Origin of the sequence: Halarchaeum rubridurum, from assembly GCF_014647115.1 — an archaeon.
Taxonomy (GTDB): Archaea; Halobacteriota; Halobacteria; order Halobacteriales; family Halobacteriaceae; genus Halarchaeum; species Halarchaeum rubridurum.
Window position 1 is genome coordinate 274854 of sequence record NZ_BMOO01000003.1, and the last position, 21714, is coordinate 296567.

The 21714-nt window shown below is 64.3% G+C and carries 17 protein-coding genes and 2 pseudogenes; 11 read left to right on the forward strand and 8 right to left on the reverse strand.

Annotation, left to right across the window (positions count from 1 at the left end):
- Positions 1-5 precede the first annotated feature (5 nt).
- The 5 genes from IEX84_RS07625 (at position 6) to IEX84_RS07645 (ending at position 4757) form a co-directional block, all read left to right on the forward strand.
- Positions 6-464 (forward strand): hypothetical protein, encoded by a 459-nt coding sequence (locus tag IEX84_RS07625; RefSeq protein WP_188871515.1) that lies wholly within the window; start codon positions 6-8, stop codon positions 462-464.
- Between the two features lie 152 nt (positions 465-616).
- Positions 617-2149 carry a glycerol kinase GlpK gene (glpK, locus tag IEX84_RS07630; protein ID WP_188871517.1) on the forward strand — a complete coding sequence of 511 codons (1533 nt, stop codon included), beginning with the start codon at positions 617-619 and terminating at the stop codon, positions 2147-2149.
- 3 nt (positions 2150-2152) lie between these two features.
- On the forward strand, positions 2153-3229 hold the full coding sequence (locus IEX84_RS07635; protein ID WP_188871520.1) for a hypothetical protein: 1077 nt from the start codon (positions 2153-2155) through the stop codon (positions 3227-3229).
- A gap of 59 nt (positions 3230-3288) precedes the next feature.
- Positions 3289-4461, forward strand: coding sequence for a Cdc6/Cdc18 family protein (locus IEX84_RS07640; RefSeq protein WP_188871522.1), 1173 nt, complete (start codon positions 3289-3291; stop codon positions 4459-4461).
- Positions 4462-4571: 110 nt separating this feature from the next.
- Positions 4572-4757, forward strand: a complete 186-nt coding sequence (locus IEX84_RS07645) for a hypothetical protein (RefSeq protein ID WP_188871524.1) — start codon at positions 4572-4574, stop codon at positions 4755-4757.
- A gap of 31 nt (positions 4758-4788) precedes the next feature.
- Here the strand turns inward: IEX84_RS07645 and IEX84_RS07650 are convergent, their stop codons facing one another.
- From IEX84_RS07650 to IEX84_RS07660, 3 genes are read right to left on the reverse strand one after another with little or no spacing between them, the layout of a single operon-like run.
- The gene (locus IEX84_RS07650; RefSeq protein WP_188871525.1) at positions 4789-5193 is read right to left on the reverse strand and encodes a hypothetical protein; all 405 of its coding nucleotides are present in this window, start codon (positions 5191-5193) and stop codon (positions 4789-4791) included.
- Positions 5194-5235: 42 nt separating this feature from the next.
- Positions 5236-6171 (reverse strand): DUF368 domain-containing protein, encoded by a 936-nt coding sequence (locus IEX84_RS07655; protein WP_188871526.1) that lies wholly within the window; start codon positions 6169-6171, stop codon positions 5236-5238.
- Between the two features lie 8 nt (positions 6172-6179).
- Positions 6180-9281: an oligosaccharyl transferase, archaeosortase A system-associated gene (locus tag IEX84_RS07660; protein ID WP_188871527.1), complete on the reverse strand. Its 3102-nt coding sequence runs from the start codon at positions 9279-9281 to the stop codon at positions 6180-6182.
- A gap of 131 nt (positions 9282-9412) precedes the next feature.
- On the opposite strand from IEX84_RS07660, the gene aglG reads away from it, so the two are divergent.
- From aglG to IEX84_RS07685, 5 genes are all read left to right on the forward strand, one after another.
- Positions 9413-10330 carry a glucosyl-dolichyl phosphate glucuronosyltransferase gene (gene aglG / locus IEX84_RS07665; RefSeq protein WP_188871528.1) on the forward strand — a complete coding sequence of 306 codons (918 nt, stop codon included), beginning with the start codon at positions 9413-9415 and terminating at the stop codon, positions 10328-10330.
- Complete coding sequence (locus IEX84_RS07670) at positions 10327-11292, forward strand: glycosyltransferase (RefSeq protein WP_188871529.1); 966 nt, start codon at positions 10327-10329, stop codon at positions 11290-11292. The genes aglG and IEX84_RS07670 overlap by 4 nt, the downstream gene beginning before the upstream one ends.
- Positions 11293-11367: 75 nt before the next feature.
- The gene (locus tag IEX84_RS07675; RefSeq protein ID WP_188871530.1) at positions 11368-12723 is read left to right on the forward strand and encodes a sulfatase; all 1356 of its coding nucleotides are present in this window, start codon (positions 11368-11370) and stop codon (positions 12721-12723) included.
- A gap of 250 nt (positions 12724-12973) precedes the next feature.
- The gene (locus IEX84_RS07680; protein ID WP_188871532.1) at positions 12974-14377 is read left to right on the forward strand and encodes an oligosaccharide flippase family protein; all 1404 of its coding nucleotides are present in this window, start codon (positions 12974-12976) and stop codon (positions 14375-14377) included.
- 54 nt (positions 14378-14431) lie between these two features.
- Positions 14432-15379 carry a hypothetical protein gene (locus IEX84_RS07685; protein WP_188871534.1) on the forward strand — a complete coding sequence of 316 codons (948 nt, stop codon included), beginning with the start codon at positions 14432-14434 and terminating at the stop codon, positions 15377-15379.
- A 51-nt stretch (positions 15380-15430) separates the two neighbouring features.
- Here IEX84_RS07685 and IEX84_RS07690 read toward each other — a convergent pair whose 3' ends face one another.
- Complete coding sequence (locus IEX84_RS07690) at positions 15431-16369, reverse strand: glycosyltransferase family 2 protein (RefSeq protein ID WP_188871536.1); 939 nt, start codon at positions 16367-16369, stop codon at positions 15431-15433.
- A gap of 295 nt (positions 16370-16664) precedes the next feature.
- On the opposite strand from IEX84_RS07690, the gene IEX84_RS07695 reads away from it, so the two are divergent.
- Positions 16665-17930, forward strand: a complete 1266-nt coding sequence (locus IEX84_RS07695; RefSeq protein ID WP_188871538.1) for a DolP-mannose mannosyltransferase — start codon at positions 16665-16667, stop codon at positions 17928-17930.
- 40 nt (positions 17931-17970) lie between these two features.
- On the opposite strand, the pseudogene IEX84_RS07700 reads toward IEX84_RS07695, so the two are convergent.
- The 4 genes and pseudogenes from IEX84_RS07700 to glmS all read right to left on the reverse strand — a co-directional run.
- Positions 17971-18486, reverse strand: a pseudogene (locus tag IEX84_RS07700) (IS6 family transposase); the annotation flags it as partial.
- Positions 18487-18491: 5 nt separating this feature from the next.
- Complete coding sequence (locus tag IEX84_RS07705; RefSeq protein ID WP_188871540.1) at positions 18492-19169, reverse strand: IS6 family transposase; 678 nt, start codon at positions 19167-19169, stop codon at positions 18492-18494.
- 149 nt (positions 19170-19318) lie between these two features.
- Positions 19319-19586 (reverse strand): annotated as a pseudogene (locus IEX84_RS07710) (IS5/IS1182 family transposase); the annotation flags it as partial.
- A gap of 312 nt (positions 19587-19898) precedes the next feature.
- A complete protein-coding gene (glmS, locus tag IEX84_RS07715) occupies positions 19899-21713 on the reverse strand; it encodes a glutamine--fructose-6-phosphate transaminase (isomerizing) (protein ID WP_188871542.1) in 1815 nt (604 codons plus the stop codon).
- Position 21714 lies beyond the last annotated feature (1 nt).

Here is a 21714-nt window from a genome sequence, read left to right on the forward strand (position 1 = left end):
ACGGCATGAGCCTCGACGTCGAGACCCCCGAGCCGCCGGAGTTGGAGACGGACACCGACCCGAACGCGTACGACGACGTGGACGTCTCGGGCGCGAACGACACGCACCGAGACGACCTCGACGCCTTCCTCCGCGAGGGCGCGTGGGACGAGGCGTTCGCCGAGTGGGCCGCCCAGAGCGACCTCGATGAGTCCGAGTGGGCCATCGTCCTCGACCTCGACCTGCTCTCGCGCTTCGACTTCTTCTGGGACGACTTCGCGGACCGCGTCGGCTACCACGCACCCGGTCTCCCGGAGGACTGGAAGGAGCGCGACCTCCACCCCGACCTCGACTCGTGGAGCACCGTCTCCGCTATCAACGCCGAGCTGACCGAGCTCGGCCGAATCGTCTCCGAGCGGCTGAAGGCGGACTACGTCGACTGGGACGCCGACTACGAGGCCCCCGACGACCTCCCGGACTTCTGAAACGCGACAGCGTCGAGGCACCATCACGGGGCCGAGCTGGCGCGCGTGCGCGGGTTCTCGGTCCCGTTCGCGGAGAAACCTTTATTATTGTTAGTATTTATTGACCGCTAGGGCGGCGACAGCGGTAAAGAATTCGTCGCCAGAGGGTATCCATGGACGGAACATACGTCGGTTCGATCGATCAGGGGACGACGGGGACGCGCTTCATCGTCTTCGACCACGGCGGCGACGTCGTGGCGAACGCCTACGAGAAGCACGAACAAATCTATCCCGAACCGGGGTGGGTCGAGCACAACCCCGTCGAGATTTGGGAGAACACGCAGGCCGTCGTGACGCGCGCGCTCGACGACGCCGGCCTCGACGCCGACCAACTGGCGGGCATCGGCATCACCAACCAGCGCGAGACGACGGTCGTCTGGGACGCCGAGAGCGGCCGCCCCATCCACAACGCGCTCGTCTGGCAGGACCGCCGGACGACCGACCGCGTCGAGGAACTGGAGGAGGCGGGCCGCGTCGAGGACATCCGCGCGAAGACGGGCCTCGAAGTCGACGCCTACTTCTCCGCGACGAAGACGGAGTGGATTCTCGACAACGCCGAGCCGCTGAAGCTCCAGTCCTCGCGGGCGCAGGACCTCCGCGACCGGGCGCGCGACGGCGAGTTGCTGATGGGCACCATCGACAGCTGGCTCATCTACAACCTCACGGGCGAGCACGTCACGGACGTCACGAACGCCTCGCGGACGATGCTCTTCGACATCCACGAGATGGCGTGGGACGACGAGCTCCTCGCGGAGTTCGACGTCCCCCGCGAGATGCTGCCCGAGGTCCGGCCCTCCTCCGACGAGGACTACTACGGCCACACCGACCCCGAGGGGTTCCTCGGGGCCGAGGTGCCCGTCGCGGGCGCGCTCGGCGACCAGCAGGCCGCGCTCTTCGGTCAGACCTGCTTCGACGCCGGCGACGCGAAGAACACCTACGGTACCGGCTCGTTCTACCTCATGAACACCGGGAACGAGGCCGTCACGTCCGACCACGGCCTCCTCACCACCGTCGGCTTCCAGATGTCGGGTGAGCCCGTCCAGTACGCCCTCGAAGGCTCGATCTTCGTCACGGGCGCGGCCATCGAGTGGCTCGAAGACGTCGACCTCATCGACAACGCCGCCCAGACCGCGGAGCTCGCGCGCTCCGTCGACTCGACGGACGGCGTCTACATGGTCCCGGCGTTCACGGGCCTCGGCGCGCCCCACTGGGACGGCCGCGCGCGCGGTACCATCGTCGGGATGACGCGCGGGACGAAGAAGGAGCACATCGTCCGCGCGACGCTCGAATCCATCGCCTACCAGACCCGCGACATCGCGGAGGCGATGGAGGCGGACTCGGGCGTCGAGACCACCTCCCTGCGCGTCGACGGCGGCGCGGTGAAGAACGACTTCCTCTGCCAGCTCCAGGCGGACATCCTCGGGACGGAGATCGCGCGCCCGGTCGTCGACGAGACCACGGCGCTCGGCTCCGCGTACGCCGCCGGCCTCGCCGTCGGCTACTGGGACACCATCGACGAACTCCGCTCGAACTGGCAGATCGACCGCGAGTTCGACCCCGAGATGGCCGCGGAGGAGGCGGACCGGATGTACGGCCGCTGGGACGACGCGGTCGAGCGCTCCCTCGACTGGGCGCGGGAGGAGTGAGCGATGTTCCTCCCACTCCAGACGATTCCGGTCATCGACATGGGGGTCGAGCCGTTCCTCGTCCTGCTCCTCACCGCGCTCGCGGGCGGGGCGTTCGGCGCGGCGCTCGGCGCGCTCCCCTCGTTCGTCTTCACGGGCTTCGTCGTCCTGCTCGGTGAGGGCATCGACATCCTCCAGGGCCAGTTGAACGGCCTCGACGCCATCAACGGAAGCCTCGCCGCCGGGGTCACCGGGACGGTCGGCTTCGGGATGGTCGTCGGCCCGCACGTCGCCTTCGCGGGCGGCGTCGCCGCCTCCGCGTACGTCGGCAAGAAGTACCCCGAGATGAACCCGAACGGGTGGGACTACCACCTCGGGAAGGACATCGCCTCCGCCTTCGGCACCAAGCCCGACATCCTCGCGGTCGGCGCGCTCTTCGGCGCGCTCGGCATGCTCGTCACGCAGGTCGCGGGCGGCCTCGGCGTCCCGACCGACAACATCGCGCTGTCCGTCTTCCTCACCGCGATGGTCGCGCGCGTCGTCTTCGACTACCCGCTCGTCGGCACGGCCGCCGGCGAGGGCGTCTTCGACATGACGCCGTTCGAGCGCGGCGACCCGCGCGACCAGCCCGACGACGTCCCCGAGGGTAACGCCGGCCGCCTCGCCGTCGAGCCGTGGCTCGGCCACCAGTACAAGTGGCTGAACGTCGCGGTCATCGGCGTCGTCGGCGGGATACTCGGCGGCTACATCTGGCTGGAGACCGGGAGCGTCTTCCTCGGCTACGGCATCTCGGCGGCTAGCCTGCTGTTCCTCAACCTCGGCGTCGCCAAGATTCCCGTCACGCACCACCTCACGCTCATCGGCGTCGTCGGCGCGATGCTCGCCGCCCCGCTGTTCGGCGGCGAGCTCGTGCCGCTGCTCGCCGCCGGCGTCTTCGGCGCGCTCTCCGGCGTCGTCGGTGAGGCCGCCCAGCGGGTCTTCTACGCCCACTCCGGGACGCACGTCGACCCGCCCGCGATGGCCATCGCGTCCATCATGTTCGTCGTCGGCGTCCTCTACCTCCTCGGTGTCCTCCCGAACGCCGGCTATCTCGGCCTCTGAGGCCGAATCCGTCGGCTTTTCAACACGCGAACGGTACGAGAGAGACGAACACACTCACCATGGACATCGACGCGCGGATACGACGACGCCGGCACCGGGCCGACTCCCAGCGGTTGGTCCGCGAGTACGGCGCGCTCTCCCCGGTCGCACACGTCGAGGACCCCGCGGGACGCGGACCGGTCGTCGAGCGCCTCCTCGACCACCTCGATCCGGTGTTCGACGGTCGCCTCCCGCGGAACGCCTACGTCCACGGGCCGTTCGGCGCCGGGAAGACCGCCGTCGTGACGGCGCTGTTCGCGCGTCTCGACGACCTCTCCGTGCAGAGCCAGTCCGCCATCCACACGAGCACGCGCGCGACGGCGTCCACGGAACCCCGGTTCGTCTACGTCGACCTCCGCGAGACGGCGAGCGAGTTCGCCTTCTACCGTCACGTGCTCGACGCCGTCGTCGACGAGACGGTCCCGGAGCACGGCGTCGGTACCGACGAAATCCGCACGCGCCTCCACGACGCGCTCGCGCGTTCCCCCGGCGGTGCCGTCGTCGCCGTCGACCACGTCGGGTCGCCCCGCGTCGACACGACCGCCGTCCGCGAGCGCCTCGACGGGCTCCCGGACAGCGCGCGCTGGCTCGCCATCGGCCGTCTCGACCCCGCGGCGTGCCCGTTCGACACGGCCGCCGCCGACGTCGTCCACATCGACGCCTACCGGCGTCGCGTGCTCATCGACGTGCTGATGACGCGCGCCAACGCCGGCCTCGCGCAGGGCGCGCTCGACCACGCCCTCGCCAGCCAAATCGCCGACTGGGCCGAGGGCAACGCCCACGACGCGCTCGCGGCGCTCTTCGCCGCGGCCGAGCGCGCCGCCGACGCGGACGCGACCCGGCTCCGCGAAGCCGACGTCGAGGCCGCATGCACCTCCGTGCCGCGCCCCGCGGTCTCGCTCGGCGAAGTGCTCGCGCTCTCCGCGAACAAACAGCGCGTCCTCCGCGCGCTCGTCGACCTCGACGGCGACGGTCGGTGCTCCGTCACGGAGACCGCGGAAGGGATCGCCGCCGCCGGCGACATCACCCTCTCGACGGGCACCATCGAGCGCTACCTCTACGAGCTCGCCGAGGCCGGCGTCCTCGAACGCGTCCGCGTGACCGACGGCGGCGGGAAGGGCCGTTCGCCGAGTCGCGTCGAACTCCGCTTTCCCCCCACCGTCTTCCGCAGGCTGTACGACCTCCGGCGGTGAGTCAGCCGGCCGTCCGCGGCGACGGGAAACGCCGCGTAGACGCCTCTGAAGCGCTCTACACACCAGTATCGGGGGAAGCGTTTTTACTCCACGCTCGTGTACGTCCCCCCATGTCACACTCACCGGAGGACGTGGCGCGATACGTCTGTGGCGACTGTCAACTCGTTCACGCGGGCATCCCGCGTCGAACCGCGACCGGCAAACGCAGTTTCGACGCACCCGAGACCTGCGGCGGCTGTGGGGGCGACGAGCTCATCCCCGTCCAGAACTGGGTGCACCACCACAACGGCGAGTAGCGTCGCGCGGTCCGGTCCCGACTCCCTTCTCTCAGCGCCCGAGGACGAGCGCGCCGTCCGCGGCACCAGCACCATCACTATCGTCGTCGCCGCCGACAGCTTCGTCGAGCGCCGCGGCGAGCGCGCGCCGATGGGCGGCCCGCACCGCCTCGCGGACGTCGGACTCCCAGTCGAGGCGCTCCGCGAAGTCGCGCCAGACGCGCTCGTCCACGGTGAGGTAGTAGGCCTCGGCCGTCCGCTCGACGAGCGGGTCGTCACGGAAGGCGTTGCGCCACTCGTAGACGAGGTCCGCGACGCTCTCGACGCCCGGCGAGTCGCTGGCGAGGTCCTGGAGCGCGGCGAGCGCCGCGTCGAGCCGGTCGGCGGAGACGTCGCGCGCCGCGCTCACCTCTTCAACCGCGTCCGTCGACACCGGGTGGTCGCCGTCGTCGTCCATACCCGCCTTACGGGGGCGAGTGCCTTCAGGGGCTCGCCCGCGTCAGTAGCCGACGGTGCCGCTCGCGCGTTCGAGCGCGAGGATGACGAGCGCACCGCAGAGCGCGAGGACGACGAAGCGCCCGACGACGCCGACGTCGATGGCCGAGACGTCCGCGAACGCGAGGCGCAGCGGCGCGCGGAGCGCCCCGGTCATCAGCGCGACGAGGAAGGTGAGCGTCGCCGCCCGGTAGTGCTCGAAGGCCCACGCGACGACGCGCGCGAAGGAGAGGAGGCCGACGAGCGCGCCCGCCATGAAGACGACGAGCGTCGTCGCGTGCGCGACGAGCGCGCCCGCATCGCCGGCGAGCGCGGCGGCCGTCGCGCCGTGGACCGCGCCGGTCATCCGGTCGTACTGCCGGAGCGTCAGGAGTATCAGAGAGCCCGAGATGCCGGGGAGCACCATCGCGCAGATGGCGAGCGCGCCGACGAAGAACGTCGTCACGGGGTTCGCGGGGAGCTGGCCGCCCGCGGTGCCGCTCGCGACGAACGCGAGCGCGAAGCCGGCGACGGCGACGGTGACGTGTCGCGGCGTCCCGAGGCTGACGTCGCCCGCGAGGACGACCACGGAGGCGAGGACGAGTCCGAAGAAGAAGGCGTACGTCGCCACCGGCCGCGTGGTGAGGAAGTACTGCACGACGTTCGCCACGGTGACGACCGCCGAGAGGACGCCGACGCCGAGCACGCAGAGGAAGGGGACGTCCATCCGGACGAGTTCGTCGCGGACGGTCGCGCGCGCGTCGGCGTCGACCGGCGTGCGAGCGAGGGGGCCGAGGAGCGCGAGACACGCGCGTGGGTCGAGGCCGGCGATTGCGTCTATCAGCCGGGCGTAGATTCCGGTGATGAGCGCAATCGTCCCGCCCGAGACGCCGGGAACGGCGTCGGCGGCGCCCATCGCGGCACCGCGGAGGTAGACGCCGAGCCACGCGCGCAGGCTCATCGAGCGATTCAGGCCGCCCGCGCGGTCGTCGTCGGAGTCGTCACGGACGCGGCCGTGTCGCTCGTGCTCCCGCTGCTTCCGTCGCTCGTACCACTCCCGCTCGTGCCGTCACTGCTACTGCTCGTGTCGCTCCCGCTCGACGACCCGCTCCCACCGCTGAGGAGCGACGCGAGGTCGAGTTCGCTCATCGTGACCTGCGTGGCCGTGTCGTTCACGCCGTTGACCTGGCCCTCGGTCACGTTCGCGGAGCCCGTCCAGTAGGTGCCGTTCGCGCTCGCGCTGAACGAGTAGCTCCCGGTCGAGCGGACGCTGACGTTCGTGTAGCCGTTCTCCGGGCCGTACTCGTCGTAGCCCGTCGTCGAGTACGGCAGCGTCATCGTGAACTCACCGTTCGGCCCGGTCTGGGCGCGCTGCGTGTAGGTGAAGTTCTGACTCTTCCCCTGCTGGGTCGAGTACATCGTCACCGACGCGGTGACGGTCGCGTTCGCGGGGCCGCTCCCCTGCACCGTCGCGCCCGGCACGCGCTCGTAGAGCTTCGCCCACGCGGGCATGTTCGAGAGCTGCTGGCTCGGTGCTTCCGTGCTCAGCCCGACGAGCCGGTAGTGTTCCAGCGCGGGGACGTACTCGCTCGGGTAGCGCCCGACGCCGCCGATCTGCGACGTCGAGTCGTTGGCGACGTACGCCTCCGCCTCCGCTGTGGTGTTGAACTGCTGGACCGTCCCCTGGCTACTGGAGAGGTAGTAGGGCCCCTGACTGTTGTCCCAGTCGACGACGATCGGCTCGGGCGACATCGCCGAGCCCTGGTAGCGGAACAGCCGCACCATCATCGTCTCGTAGTAGTTCTGGGTGTGGACGTACGCCTGGAGCTGATAGCCGCCGTTCTGCGTCTGGCGGAGCAGCGGGCGGTAGTAGTCGTACTGGCTGACGCCCTCGCGGTCGTCGTAGAAGACCGTCGGCGCGCTGAACTTCGAGTTCACCGCGGCCATCTGCCAGTCGACGGCGACGTACCGCGTCTTCTCGTCCGCGTCGCCCTTCGAGTCGAGAATCTCGTTGGCGTGCGTCTCGTTCTGCGCGAGCAGGTAGTTCGCGGCGTACGTCGCGCCACCCTGGAACGGGTTGGCGTTCGGAATCCGCTCGCCGAGGACGGTGATCCAGTGACCATAGTCCCACCAGCTCATCACGCCGTAACTGCCCTCGGGGTAGTCGTAGTCGTCCGTCTGGTGGTACGTGCCGTAGTAGTCGAGCTGGTCGGCATTACCGGCACCACCGTAGTTGCCCTCCGCGGGCGTGTTGTCCTCCATCCAGTCGAGCATCGGTGCCCACCCGGTCACGCCGCCGGGGCCGGCGGACGCGCCGGTCTGGACCGCCGTGGTCGTCTGGAAGTTGCCCCGGTCCGTGGTGAGCGTCACCGACGCCGCGAGCGGCGCGATCAGGATCAACAGTACCGCGACGACGGCGATGACGTGGATCGCCTCGACGTCGTCGACCGAGTCGCGGACCGCGCCGATGTTCACGTAGTCGGAGCGCAGGAGCGTCGCGCCCGCGTACCCGCTGAGCACCGCGACCGGCACCGCGAGGTAGTAGTTGAAGCGCACCTGCGTGAACGCCGCTGCGATCAAGAACAGCGTCCAGACGACGACGAAGGCCTTCTCGGCGTCGTGGTCGCCGATGACGACCGAGGCGAACAGCAGCCCGCCGACGACGACGATACCCGTCCACGTCGGGTTGAGCCCGAGGTTGCCCGCAATCGTCGGGAGCAGACCGGGCAGCAGGGAGACGACCGCCGTGACGACGAACGCGACGACGGCGAACCACCGCTTGCGGCTGCTCGCCTCGACGAACGGCCGCCAGAGCAGCCACCCGAGGCCGGCGAGCATCGCGAAGAACGCGAGGCCGTACTGGCTGAAGAACAGCGCGAAGCGCGACCCGCCGTAGTTCGAGAGGCTCCCGAGCCACGGCTGGGCCTCGCCGATGGTGCGCTGGGTGCCGGTCCCGCCGAATCCGATGAACCGCGTGAAGTTGCTGAAGAGCGAGCTGAAGACGTCCGGGAGGACGAGTGCGACGACACCGACACCGACGACGGTGATCCCGAGGACCGCCAGCGGGTATCCACGACGGTCGACGTCGCGGGCCTCGAAGGTGCGAGAAAGCCACGCGAGGAAAACGCAAGCGGCCGCGACGCCGAACGCGCCGACGACCTGGAGTAGCGAGTACCTCGTGGCAGCGAACCCGACTGTGTCGAACGGCAGGAGGAGCAGGACACCCGTGACGCCCATGCTCGTCGCGCCCGTGATCGAGAGGTGGTCGGGGCTCCCGCCGTTGAGGTGGACGCTCGCGAGCTTCAGGAGGAAGAAGACGCCGACGATGCCGACGAGGAGGACGCCCGGCGGCCACACCCACATGTAGAGGGCGGTGGCGACACCGGCCAGCGTACTCCACCCGAGGACGGGTTTGAGCGCGTCCCACTCGCGTGCGCGGACTTGTTCCCAGACCGGTCGGTCACGTTCCGCGACGTAGAAGGCCACGAGGAGGAGAGCGACCGCCGACGCCTGAAACAGCGGTTCGGCGACGTTGTGGTCCGCGGTGCCGACGAGGCTCCGCTGGAGGAAGAGGCCGGGAAGGAAGGCGAGGACGGCGACGGACAGCACGCCCGCGGCACGGCCAGCGAGCCGCTTACCGAGGTAATACGTCGGGATGGCGACGAGCGCGCCGACGACGACCGGCGTGAAGAGGACGACCAAGCGAACGAGGTGCTCGCTCGGGCTCCCGGCACCGAGAATCAACGCGACCGTCGCCATCAACTGGTCGAACAGCGTGCCGAACTGGTCGACGCTGTTGCCGTACGGGTATTCGGTCCAGACGTCGAACGGCATCGTCGCCGGCCAATGCTGGACGACGTACATCGTGCTCCGGAGGTGGTACCACGGGTCGTTCCCGCTGAGTATCACCTGTCCGTCCCGTACGAAGTTCTGCCAGGACTGCCCGCGCACCCACAGCATGAACGCCATGAGGAGCGCGACCACGGGGACCGGATACCAGTCCGCCGCGATGTCGAGGACCGAACGCCCGCCGCTGGAGGGGCCGGCGGACCGGTCGGTATCGTCACTCATTGTGTGCGTGGAGACGGAAAGTGAGGATAAGCCTTGTCATATACGGCAGTTTGAGGGCGTCGAGAGATGCTTCGAGGGAGGGGGACTCCGGTAGAAACCCATTTGACGCTCCTCACGTTACGGGTAGGCGAATGCGCGTCTCCGTCGTCCTCTGTACGTACACCCTCGACGAGTACGATCACTTCAAGGAGGCCGCGAACAGCGTGCTCGCACAGACACACGACGACGTCGAACTCGTCGTCGTCGTCGACGGCTACGAGGACGTCTACGACGTCGTCGTCGACGACTACGGTAATCATCCCGACGTGCAGGTCCACTGCAACGACGAGAACGAGGGGTTGCTCGTGAGCCGCAACCGGGGTGCCGAGTACGCCACTGGCGACGTCGTCGCGTTCATCGACGCCGACGCCGTCGCCGCGCCCGACTGGGTCGCCGAGCTCGTCGCGAGCTACGAGGAGTATGACGCGATTGCGGCCGGTGGAAAGATGACGCCGCGGTGGGTCGCCGGCAAACCCTCGTTCCTGCCCGCCGAGTTCTACTGGCTCGTCGGCGTTACCCACCGCGGCTTCGCCGACGGCGAGGGCGAAGTCCGCAACACCTTCGGTTCGAACATCTCCTTTCGCGCCGACGTCTTCGACGACCTCGGCGGCTTCAACCCCGAAATCGGCGGCCGGAAGGGCGAGAAGAACCTGCAGGGCGGCGAGACGGAACTCTGCGCGCGGATGCGAGAAGAATACGGCGAGGGCGTCTGGTACAACCCCGACGCCGTCGTCGAGCACAAGGTCTTCGACTACCGAACCGACCCATCGTGGCTCTGCGACCGCGCGTTCTGGCAGGGCTACTCGAAGCGCGCGATGGAGACGATTCTGCCCGATTCGGGTGGCGAGGAAATCGGGTTCCTGCGGCATCTGCTCTTCGGGGCGACACCCGCACACGCGCGTGACGTCGTTCGTCAACCGTCGTTCGCAAACCTCGCGCAACTCGTGATGCTCTACGTCTTCACGGTGTTCGTCGGTATGGGGTATCTGTACGGAGTGATCGACGGGTGAGCGACCCCCAAATTTCCGTCGTCCTCCCGACGTACGACGCCGCATTCCACGTCAGAGGAGCTATCAGGAGCCTCCGCGAGCAGACGCTAACCGACTTTGAAGTCGTCGTCGTTGACGACGGCTCAACAGACGGGACGCTCGATATTGTCCGGAGGGTGAGCGACGACCGCTTCCGAGTCGTTGAGCGCGACGACCCCACTGGAGGGCTACCGGGCGCGCTCAATCGTGGTGTTTGGGAGGCCCGAGCGCCATACGTTGCCCGTCAGGACGCTGACGACCAGTCGCATCCTCATCGGCTCGAAGAGCAAGTCGACTTCCTTGACGAGAACCCGGATGTCGCTCTCGTTGGAACGGGCGCGCGGATTCTCCGCACCGACGGGACGGTGAAAGACGTCCGTCGGACGAAGCCCCAACCGACGTTTCCGGACCTCCTTGAGAAAAATCACTTCGTTCACGGCTCGGTTGCGTTCCGACGGGGCATCGTCCGCGAACTCGGTGGATACGACGAGCGCTTCGAGTTCTCCGAGGACTACGACCTCTGGCTCCGGCTCGCCCGCCGCCACGCGGTTCGGAACCTCAAGGCAGTCCGATACGATCTCCGCCTCCACGGCGAGAGCATCTACGGCGCCGAGCTGGAAACGGTGAAACTCTACGCGGCGTTCGCGAGAGCGCGCGCGCTCAACAACACGTCCTTGACCGCCGAGGAGGTGCACGGCGACCCGCGGTGCGTCTACCGCGAGTTCACCGTCCCGGAGCGTGCCCGCTTCCACCGCGAGATGGCGCAGGCCCTTCTCCGGTACGGCGAGCGGGCCGACGCTCGTTCCCACGCCCGACGTGGTCTCTGCGACAGCCCGACCGACCCCCGCCTCTGGGTGTTCCTCGCACTCTCCGTCGCGCCGTCGCGCGCGACCGACGCCGCGGTCTGGGCGGCTCGTCGGCTCTCGAACGTTCGCGCGCGATGACTGCGTATCCGACGGTGAAACGGGACAGATAGTGAGTCATAATCGTGAAATACCTCCTCTGTCTACCGAATATCCATGAGTAACGTTCTCCTCGTCACGGTCGACTCCTTGCGAGCGGACCACGTGGGGTGTTACGGCTACGACCGCGAGACGACGCCGAACATCGACGCGCTCGCCGAGAGCGCAAGCCTCTACGAGAATGCCTTCGCACACGCCTGTTCGACGCGGCCGTCGTTCCCGGCGATCTTCACGTCCGCCTACCCGTTGATGTACGGGGGGTACGAACGACTGTCGGAGAACCGCACGCTCGTCTCGGAGGTGTTCGACGACGCTGGCTATCGGACGGGCGGTATCCACTCGAACGCATATCTCAACCCTGAGTTCGGCTACGATCGCGGGTTCGACTACTTCTACGACTCGATGAGCGAGACCGGTCCGGTGGAGCGGCTACGCCACTGGGTGAAAAGCCGCTTGGACGAGGACGGGTTCGTCTACAAGTCGCTCGCGTCAGCCTTCGACACCGCGGAGCGCACGGTCGGCGCGAACGTCGGGTCCGCCTACATCGACGCGGACGAATCCACCGACCGTGCCGTCGAGTTCCTGCGGGGTGGCGAGAGTCATGACGAGTTCCTGTGGGTCCACTATATGGACGTTCACCACCCGTATCTCCCGCCAGAGGAACACCAACGCGCGTTCCGCGACGACCCGATCTCCGAGCGACGGGCGATACAGCTCCGCCGGAAGTTCATGGAGGACCCGGAGGGCGTCACCGACGACGAGCTTGACGACATTATAGATCTCTACGACGCGTCGATCCGGTTCACCGACGAGCAGGTCGGTCGCCTGCTTGACGCCGCCGACGAACACTGGGACGACTACACGGTGGCGTTCACCGCCGACCACGGCGAGGAGTTCACCGATCACGGCGAGTTCAGTCACTTCGCAAAGTTCTATGACGAGGTTATGCACGTCCCCCTCGTCGTCGACGACGGCGAACACAGCGGCCGTCGCGACGAAATGGTCGGACTCATCGATCTCGCCCCGACGCTCGTCGACGCCGCCGAACTCGATCGGCCGGAGGGCTGGTACGGCTATCCGCTCTCCCGACTGCACCGGGGGGACTGGCCACGTGACTCCGTGCTCGGAGACTGGTCGCCCGACGGTCGAAGCCGTCGCGACATCCGATACGCCTACCGCGACCGGGAGTGGAAGTTCATCTCGCGTGACGCAGGCGAGGAGCTCTACCACCTCACAGAGGACCCCGGGGAGCACGAGAACCTCGTCGCCGAGGAGACGGCTGTCGCCGAGGAGCTCCGCGACGTGATCACCGCACACGAAGAGGAAATCGAACGCACGCAGGAAGACCTCGGGGACGTCGAGATGGAGGAAGAGGTCAAAGAACGCCTACGAGACCTCGGATACGCGGAATGACCCACCGAAACGGGAGGCGATTCGCCGCGCGTCGCTTCGCCGCCAACCGGTTCCGATGGGGGGAGCCCTATTGGTCAACGTCGGCGTGTGCAGGAGAATATACACTGTCCGTCGGTCTCACTGGGCTTACCTCGGTTCGATGGGTTGTCTCCGACACGTCCCGGGAGACGCGGTGCGGTACGGTTCGGTATGCGCCGACGACCAGCGAGGAGCGACCGCGACGGCGACTGTGGAATTACGATGATCGCGAATGAAGATTGGCCAGACGTCTGCCGTCTACTTCCTCTCGAACATCGGCACGTCCGTTCTGGGGTTCCTCGCGATGCTCTACCTCACTCACAACCTCGCAGAGGACCTGCTGGCCTCCTACTTCCTCGTGGTCGCGATACTCATCTGGCTGAACGTCTTGTTCGGTCGAACGATACAGCGCGCCGTCTCGAAACGCCTCTCCGAGACGGGAGACGACGGCTACGTCGGTGCGGGGTTACTGATGCAGGCCGTGGTTGGCGTCGTCATCGTCTTCGCCCTACTCGCGTTCCGCGGGTGGATGAACGGCTACTTCCGCGCTCCCGCAACGGTCCCCCTCGTCGGACTCGTCGCCGTCACGTTCGCATTCTCGTTCGTACAGGAGGTCTTGAAAGGCCAGCACGACGTGCATATCGCCGCGCTTCTCCAGCCGCTTGATCGTGGGGTCCGAAGCATTCTCCAGATCACCGTCGCCGTTCTCGGGTTAGGGCTGAGCGCACTGCTGGTCGGATACGGGGTCGCGTCGTTCGTTGGTGTCGCTGTAGGTGTCACCTACCTCTCCGTCGGCGTATACCAGCCGACGCGCGAGCACGTCGCGTCGCTCTTGGAGTTCATCCGCTACTCGTGGCTCGGGATGCTCGGGAGCCGAGCCTTCGCTTCCATGGACACCGTGATCCTCGGCCTTCTGATCGCGACGAGCAGCTTCATCACGTACTACGAGATCGCGTGGAATATCGCGTCGGTGTTGGGAATATTCGGCGTTGCGCTCTCCGAGACGCTATTCCCCGAGATCAGTAAGCTTGGTGCCGAGGGAGAAAACGACCGAATACGGACGTTGTTGGAGGACGCCGTCGCCTACGCCGGTCTCTTCCTTCTCCCCGGGATTGTTGGCACGGCACTTATCGGGTCGCGCGTCCTTCGTCTTTACGGAGCGTCGTACGCGAAGGCGTCCACAGTTCTCCTTGTCCTTGTGTTCGCCCGCGTCGTCTACGCCTACGAGAGCCAGTTCCTCAGCGCACTTGACGCGCTGGACCGTCCTGATCTCGCGTTCCGCGTCAATGGCGTGTTCGTCGCCGCTAACCTCGGCGGGAATCTTGTGCTCGTCTACCGCTACGGCTGGGTCGGTGCGGCCGTCGCCACCGCCGGTTCCACGGCGCTCGCGCTCGTCATCTCTTACTACTACCTTGACAGTGTCCTCGGGATCGGCATCCCATACGGCGAGCTCGGTCAGCAAGTGACCGCTGCCATCGCCATGGGTACCGTCGTTTACGCTATCGAGACCGTCATTGACCGCGGAAGCGTCGGTACAGTCGCCCTCGTCGTCATCGGGGCTGCCGTCTACTTCGCGGTGCTCGTCGGGATCTCCAAGCACTTCCGCACCACTGTCGCCCGAAACCTCCCCGTTTGAGCGGGACGCAAGCGGCTATCAACTTTTATACTGGCCACGACCCACTCGTCCGGTATGTCGATCGGATGGATCCGCTATGCCGCTGAGGAGATATCCACTCACTACGACGACCCAACGTGGTGGCGAAAGCGTATCTCGCAGCGCGTCGTCTCGCCCGTCCACTCGATTTACCCGGGCACGACTGGTATCGACGTGATGGACGCTGATTGGGACACGCTCGTCGTCCTCGACGCGTGCCGCGCAGACCTCTTCGAGGAGATCGCGGACCGCGACGCTGTCGACGACTATCGTAGGGTTACGTCGAGGGCAAGCATGACCGCCGAGTGGACCGAGAAGAACTTCGCTGGCGGATCGTTTGGAGACACCATCTACGTTACTGGAAACCCGTACACGTCCCGGATAGCCGGCGACGCCTTTTACGAGGTGATGGACGTTTGGGCCGACAACTTCGATGAGGACGCGAGGACGATCCGTCCCGAACCCATCGTCGCCGCTGCCGAGCGGGCCCACAGCGAACATCCGGACAAGCGACTGATCGTTCACTTCATGCAGCCACACTACCCATTCCTTGGCCATCCCGACCTCACCTACAACTCTTGGAACCCCGGGCAGATACGCGGCAAGAGCGGTTCGGGTGAGAACTCACACGAGGTCCACAGCGTCTGGCAGGCGCTTGAACTCGGTCTCGTGGACCGTGAGCGCGTCCGTGAAGCCTACGCCGATAACCTTCGCCGCGTTCTCGGTCCCGCGTTCGATCTCGTCGCGTCGTTGGACGGGCGGTCCGTGATCACGGCCGACCACGGCAACCTACTCGGCGAGCGCGCGTGGCCCGTCCCTATCCGCCTCTACGGTCACCCGAGAGGGGTACGTGCTCCTGAACTTGTCGAGGTCCCGTGGGCAGTCGTGGACGGGACGCGACGCGACGTGATCGACGAGGGAACCCATCAAACTGAGGTGAGTGCGGACGTGAGTGAACGGTTGAAAGATCTCGGATACGCCTGATTGGGCGCTGGGCGAGCGTGGACTGGGAGCGACCTCGGGATCACGTGCCCCTCACCTGAGTCTCTCTTGGCCCCTCTCAAGTAGCTCGAAGGCGCGTCGATTGTATCCGGGGAGGAGTGAGACCAGCAAAAGTGCGAACGCGCGCCTGTCTCGGGTCCCTCGGCGTATCGCCGAGACGACCGACTTCCGCGCCTCGGCCGGCTGGCCCTCGCGAATTAACCGCTTCGCGTGTGCATATTCAGCGTCAGCGAGAAGCCGGTCTCGGTGGTCTCGCAGGTCGGGATAGCGTTCGAACAGCAATTCGAGCGCTTGGAGGGAGTTCTCGTACATCGCGTCCAAATCAGAGGACATGGAGTCAGAACGTCGGTTATAGTACGCTAACGGTTCCGGGACCCGCGCCGGGGTATACTCCCGGAAGAGACGAACGAGGAGGTGGAAATCCTCAACAGCGTCCAGGCGCTCGTCGAACCGCTCGCGTTCTACGCACGCTCGCCGCGCGATGACGGTGGGGACTGGGACGCCCCCCTCGTAGAGGAAGTCGAGATAGTGGTTCTCCGCGTCCTCGACCGGCAGCGTGGACATCCGACGCGTGCTATCACCATCTACGATGTACGCGTCGCAGTAGACGACGTCCGCGCCGTTCTCGATTTCCGGAAGCTGGTGTTCCAACTTCTCCGGTTCCCACCAATCGTCGGCATCGAGAAACGCCACGATATCCCCCGATGCGATTTCGACCGCTCGGTTTCGAGCCGCCGAGAGCCCTCTCGGCTCTTGATACTCGTACCTCACCCCGTCAGTCTCGTTGGCGAGGGATTGGAGCCAGTCGACGCCCGAGGAGTCGACGACGACGATTTCGACGTTGTCGTGCGTCTGTCCGGCGACGCTCTCCAAGGCTTTCGGGAGATATTCGGAATCGCCGTAGGTTGGAACGATGACCGAAACGAGTGTGCCATCGCCCCGTAACGACGCCGGAATTTCCACACGTTTCACACAGGATTGTATGGTCGATTAGCACATGAACCTTTGTACACGTCCTTAGGTCAGAGATTAGTTTAGTTAACACTAATCTGTATGAGGAATCTTTTCGGCGACCACTTCGACAGCGATAACCGCTTTGTAGTCTTTGGGACGTTCTGTTTGTTTCCGTTAAACACCACTAGGACGCCTCTCTCATCAGCATGATTGTACGAGTTAGAGGATGTGAGGCGAGAACCAGTGCCGGCCAAGACCACCAGAATGAACACAATTAGAAAATAATATATCTGTAGCCTGATACCCATTAGATATGGCTGATCAATACCCCCATCGATATTTTTCTGTTTTACGAGAGGAGATTTCACACCGGTGGCGTTCTTTCATCGTTGGTCAGACAACACTAATTTTGCTCTTTCTTGTGGCTCCGAACTTTTTACTTCTGGGACGTCCTCGTTTAGGACCCGACGAGACACTGTTCGCCTATTCTGGCTACCTTTGGGCCGAAACAGCCAAAGTCCCCTATCTTCACCTCTGGGATGTTAAGCCACCAGCTATACATGAAACAGCTGCCTTATTCTCCCTGTTATCTGGGGGTAATCCGTGGGGGATTGCGTTATTGAGCGCACTCTCGATGTGCCTGCTCATCATCGGGAGCAATGTCCTGGTTGGGCAACTTATTCAAACCCATACACAAAATCCTATTGCTGCTTATATTGCGGGTACTACCCCACTAGTTTATCACACCTACTACAACCTCGCCGCTACTGGACTCCGGCCAAAACACTTCACAATCTTTTTTGGACTGCTTAGTGTGTACTTCTACCTCGTCAAGGATCGTTGGGCGTTAGGCGGATTTAGTGCTGGCATAGCTGCTGGCTACTGGCAGTTTGGAGTTATTTTCCCGGTTATAGCCGTAGTAATATCCCACACAACAGGTAAAAATGAGTTAAGGGCGGTAGTCGGTGGGGGATTCGGAGCAGCACTCCTTGTCGTTGTACCAGTCTACATTTCATCACCAGCTGCATTTTCATCTATGCTCGTTGAAGTTATTGGAACACCTATCTTGGTGACTGAGCCACTGGAGCCCGGCGTTCGACTAAGGAAGTTCCTGAGATTTCTCAGTTTTGCTCTGCCAGTTATCGGGCTTGGCTTATTTGGATCGGTGTTAGCAGTAGTGAAACGAGAAACTACGTGGATTACAGTTGGAACTGGATGGTTCTTCCTGCAAGTGTTTCGATTTGACCTGGACAGCACTCCAGATCTTCTCTTGCTGGTTATTTTTTCCGCCCTCGGAATTGGCATACTCATTGAGGCTGTTGATGAAGAGGCCATTCCCCTTTACTTAGTTCTTGGAGTGGTTATGACGGGTTTCGTTATTAGCATAATTACCGTGACGACCCCTCTAAACTCGGTTCCTCCTCCGGAATCGCTTGAGGCATTATTTTGGGACCGACAAATTGCTGATCGGTGTCATATTCGGATGTCCGGCACTGAGGAGAGGTTTATAGATATTCTCCGGGGAAACATGACTGCCGAAGAATGTCGGTATCAAATTTGGCGGCTGATGCTGAATTAGTCTGCTCTGTTGAATAGCGGTGTCTTTGCAGACATCGTGTTTAGTTAAGCGAATTCCACCAGACGGCGAAGGCTTGCAACCACGTTTCGGCGGTCTCCGGATCGACGTGGCTAAAACTATTGCTAAACGATGAAGTACGTCGTTTTATTTCTCTAAACACACGTTCGACGGCGTTCCGATTTCCATGACGAACGGTTTGAAATCGGAGTCCTGCTCGATGCAGTGCAGCCGCTAGATGCTGAGCGTGATCGACGAGAAACACGGCGTCTTCGACGTCGTGTTTCTCCTGAAGCTCCCGAAGGAACTGCTGCGTTAATGCCGTCGTGGTCGTCGTAAACAGCCTCAAGTGCAAGAATTTGTTCGTCTCTGGATCGACAGCGGCGTACAGCCAAAACTGCTGGCCGTTGATTCGGATCACCGTCTCGTCGAGCGCGACGTGATCCGGACTCGCGTCGCTGGCGGGCTGTAGATCGGCCTCCTGCACCCAATCGTGGACGGCCTTCCGCGAGCGTTCGACACCGAACTTCTCGAGTTCTGAGATGGTATTCGAAAGGGCACTGTCTAGTTCTGGACCACCTGGATCGGTGTCTTTCCATCAAGAGCTTGATGCGGTCTGTGGTGGTTGTAGTAATGCATAAACTGTTCAAGCCACTCTCGGACGCTCGCCCGACTGCCCACCCACGAGTTATGGAAGCGGTCGACCCGCATTTTGAGGGTGTGAAACCACTTTTCAATGAGGTTTCGCTCGGTATAGTTGACCTGACCGCTCAAGCCTAATCGAGAGAGGGCAGTCCGATAGCCGAATTGATCGACCAGAAACTCAGCATCGGAGAGATCGTGTTTCTCCTTGAGTCGATGCAGAAACGCAGCCGCCGGATCAGTCCCATGCTGACCAAACACTGCGACGTCAAGAATCAACTTTGTCTCGGTATCTATTGCAGCATATAACCAAGACCACTCACCGTCAATCTTGACAGCGGTTTCGTCAACGGCGACCCGCTTCGGCTGCGCCTCAGGCGGGTCGCATCCGCTGTCAGCCATCCGATGCACCCAATTCCAAACCGCTCCATGAGAGCGTTCAACGCCTAATTCAGCTAAGACCGTTGTTGTTTCTCTGAGTGAACAACCAGTCTGGTGGAGGCGGACGGCGAACGCCCTGACGGGCGTCGCCGTCCGCTCGTTCTCCCAAGTTTCTTCTAAATCCGGTTCATAGCTCTCGCTGAGCAGGTCTGCGAGCATCTTGGTCGATTAACTCAACGACCTGCTCACTTCTCAAACTGACTCAACTAGACAGTGCCAATTTTATTTAGTATCTCAACTGCTGACAGTGGTGGTCGCAGAATTCCTGTCGTGTCTCTTCGGCTTAGGGACCGCTATTCAACACAGCACATTTTCAGCCGGTCGAACGATTTGTAGATCGTGCTGTAGTCTGGGAGATCGTCTCGATCTAACTTGAGGACGTTACGAATCTCGGCCATGTACTTCAGCCGATTCGGCGTTTCTCGGTAGCTGTGGCCTCTTCGAGCCGAAGACAGTGCAGCACGACGTGCTTCCAGCGGGCGAACCCGCCGCTGACGGGCTCGCCCGCGTGTTTTCCCACGCTTGTTTGACTAGGCGACGACACTGCTCAACGAAGTCGAGGAGATCGACTTCCATGGACAGAATCGATTTCCTCGGCTTCGTCCTTCTACTCCGTGATATAAGCCGATTAGATCGATATTCAACACAGCACGTTGATCACGTTGTCGCACGCGGATGGCGTCTGTACGGTCAGGCGAAGCTTGATAACGGCGAATTTTGGACAGCAGTGCATTTGGGGGCGAAATCATGCGTGACAGATCCACAGTACGGGACAATCACGCTGTTGACGACGCTCAGGTCTCCGTCTCAGTCAAGTCGAAGCAACGAATTATACAGGGCCTCAAGACCGATAGAGACACAGTACACCAGTTCTCTCGGTAAGAAATTTCACTCCACAGTCACGCTCTTCGCGAGGTTCCGCGGTTTGTCGATGGCGCGGCCCTTCGAGTTCGCGACGTGGTAGGCGAACAGTTGGAGGTAGACGTTCGCGACGAGCGGTTCCATTTCGCCTAGCGACGGCACGTCGAAGCCGGCGTCGAGGAGTTTTTCGCCGCGTCCGTCGGACGCACAGCCGATGACTGGCGCGCCGCGGGACTCGGCTTCCTTGACGCTGTTGAGCGTCGCGTCGGCGTTCGCGCCGTCGGTAAGCACGGCGAGAACCGGCGTCTCGTCGGTCACGAGCGCGAGCGGGCCGTGCTTTAACTCCCCCGCGGGGAACCCCTCGGCGTGGTCGTAGCTGATCTCCTTGAGCTTGAGCGCGCCCTCCATCGAGACGGGATGGCCCAGATGTCGGCCGATGAAGAAGAACGCCTCGCTGTCGGCGTAGGCCTCCGCGATCTCCTGTACCTGCTCGTCGGCGTCGAGCGCGCGCTGGACGGCACCGGGGAGACCCCGGACGTCGCCGAGAATCTCGCTCGCCTCGGTCGCGCTGAGCGTGTCCCGAACCCGCCCGAGGTGGACGGTGAGGAGCGCGAGCGTAGCGACCTGCGAGACGAACGTCTTGGTCGCGGCGACACCAATCTCGGGGCCGGCGCGGATGTAGAGTGCGTCGTCGGCCGCCCGGGTGACCGACGACCCCACGGTGTTCGTGACGGCGAGCGTGCGCGCCCCGGTACGCGCAGCGTCGCGGAGTGCGCCGAGCGTTTCGGCCGTCTCGCCGCTCTGCGTGACGGCGACGACGAGCGTTCGCCACGGGTCGCGCCCGCCGCGGAACTCGTACTCGCTCGCGACGTGCACCGTCACGCGGACGTCCGCGTGCTCCTCAAGCAGGTGGGCGGCGTAGAGTCCCGCGTGGTAGGACGTCCCGCAGGCGACGATCTGAATCTCTTCGAGCGAGCGCAGGTACTCAGCCGGGAGGTCGAGACCGAGCTCGACGGTGCCCTGCATCTCGTCGACGCGCCCGGAGAGCGCCTGCCGGAGCGCCTGTGGCTGTTCGTGTATCTCCTTGAGCATGTAGTGCTCGTAACCGCCCTTCTCGGCGGCGTCGGCGTCCCACTCGATCTGCTCGACGGAGCGCTCGACGGACTCGCCGTCGTGCTCGACGGTGACGCCGTCGGGCGTGACGACTGCGAGGTCGCCGTTTTCGAGGTACGTGACCTCGCGGGCGTGTTCGAGAAACGCGGTGACGTCGCTCCCGACGAAGGTCTCGCCGTCGCCGTGGCCGACGCAGAGTGGGGAGTCCTTCCGCGCGAGGTAGATCTCGTCGCTCTCGCCGACGACCATCGCCAACGCGAAGCTTCCCTCCAGCCGTTCGAGGACCGCCTGAAACGCCTCCTTCGCGCTTTCGCCAGCGGCGAGCTCGTCCTCGACGAGGTGCGGGACGACCTCTGTGTCCGTCGCGCTCGCGAAGGTGTGGCCCTTCTCCTCCAGTTCGGCCTTCAGCGCGTCGTAGTTGTCGATGATGCCGTTGTGGACGACGGCGACGTCACCCGTGCAGTCCGTGTGCGGGTGGGCGTTCTCGTCTGTTGGCTTTCCGTGCGTCGACCACCGCGTGTGGCCGATGCCGACCGTCGCCTCGGAGGTCTCGGGCGTCTCGGCGCGCAGCGCGTCGACCTCGCCGACGGTCTTGTAGACGGTGACGCCGTCGCCCTCGCGGAGCGCAACGCCAGCGGAGTCGTAGCCGCGATACTCCAGGTTCGAGAGCCCGCCCGTGAGCAACGGCAGCGCGTCGCGGTGGCCAGCGTAGCCGACGATTCCGCACATC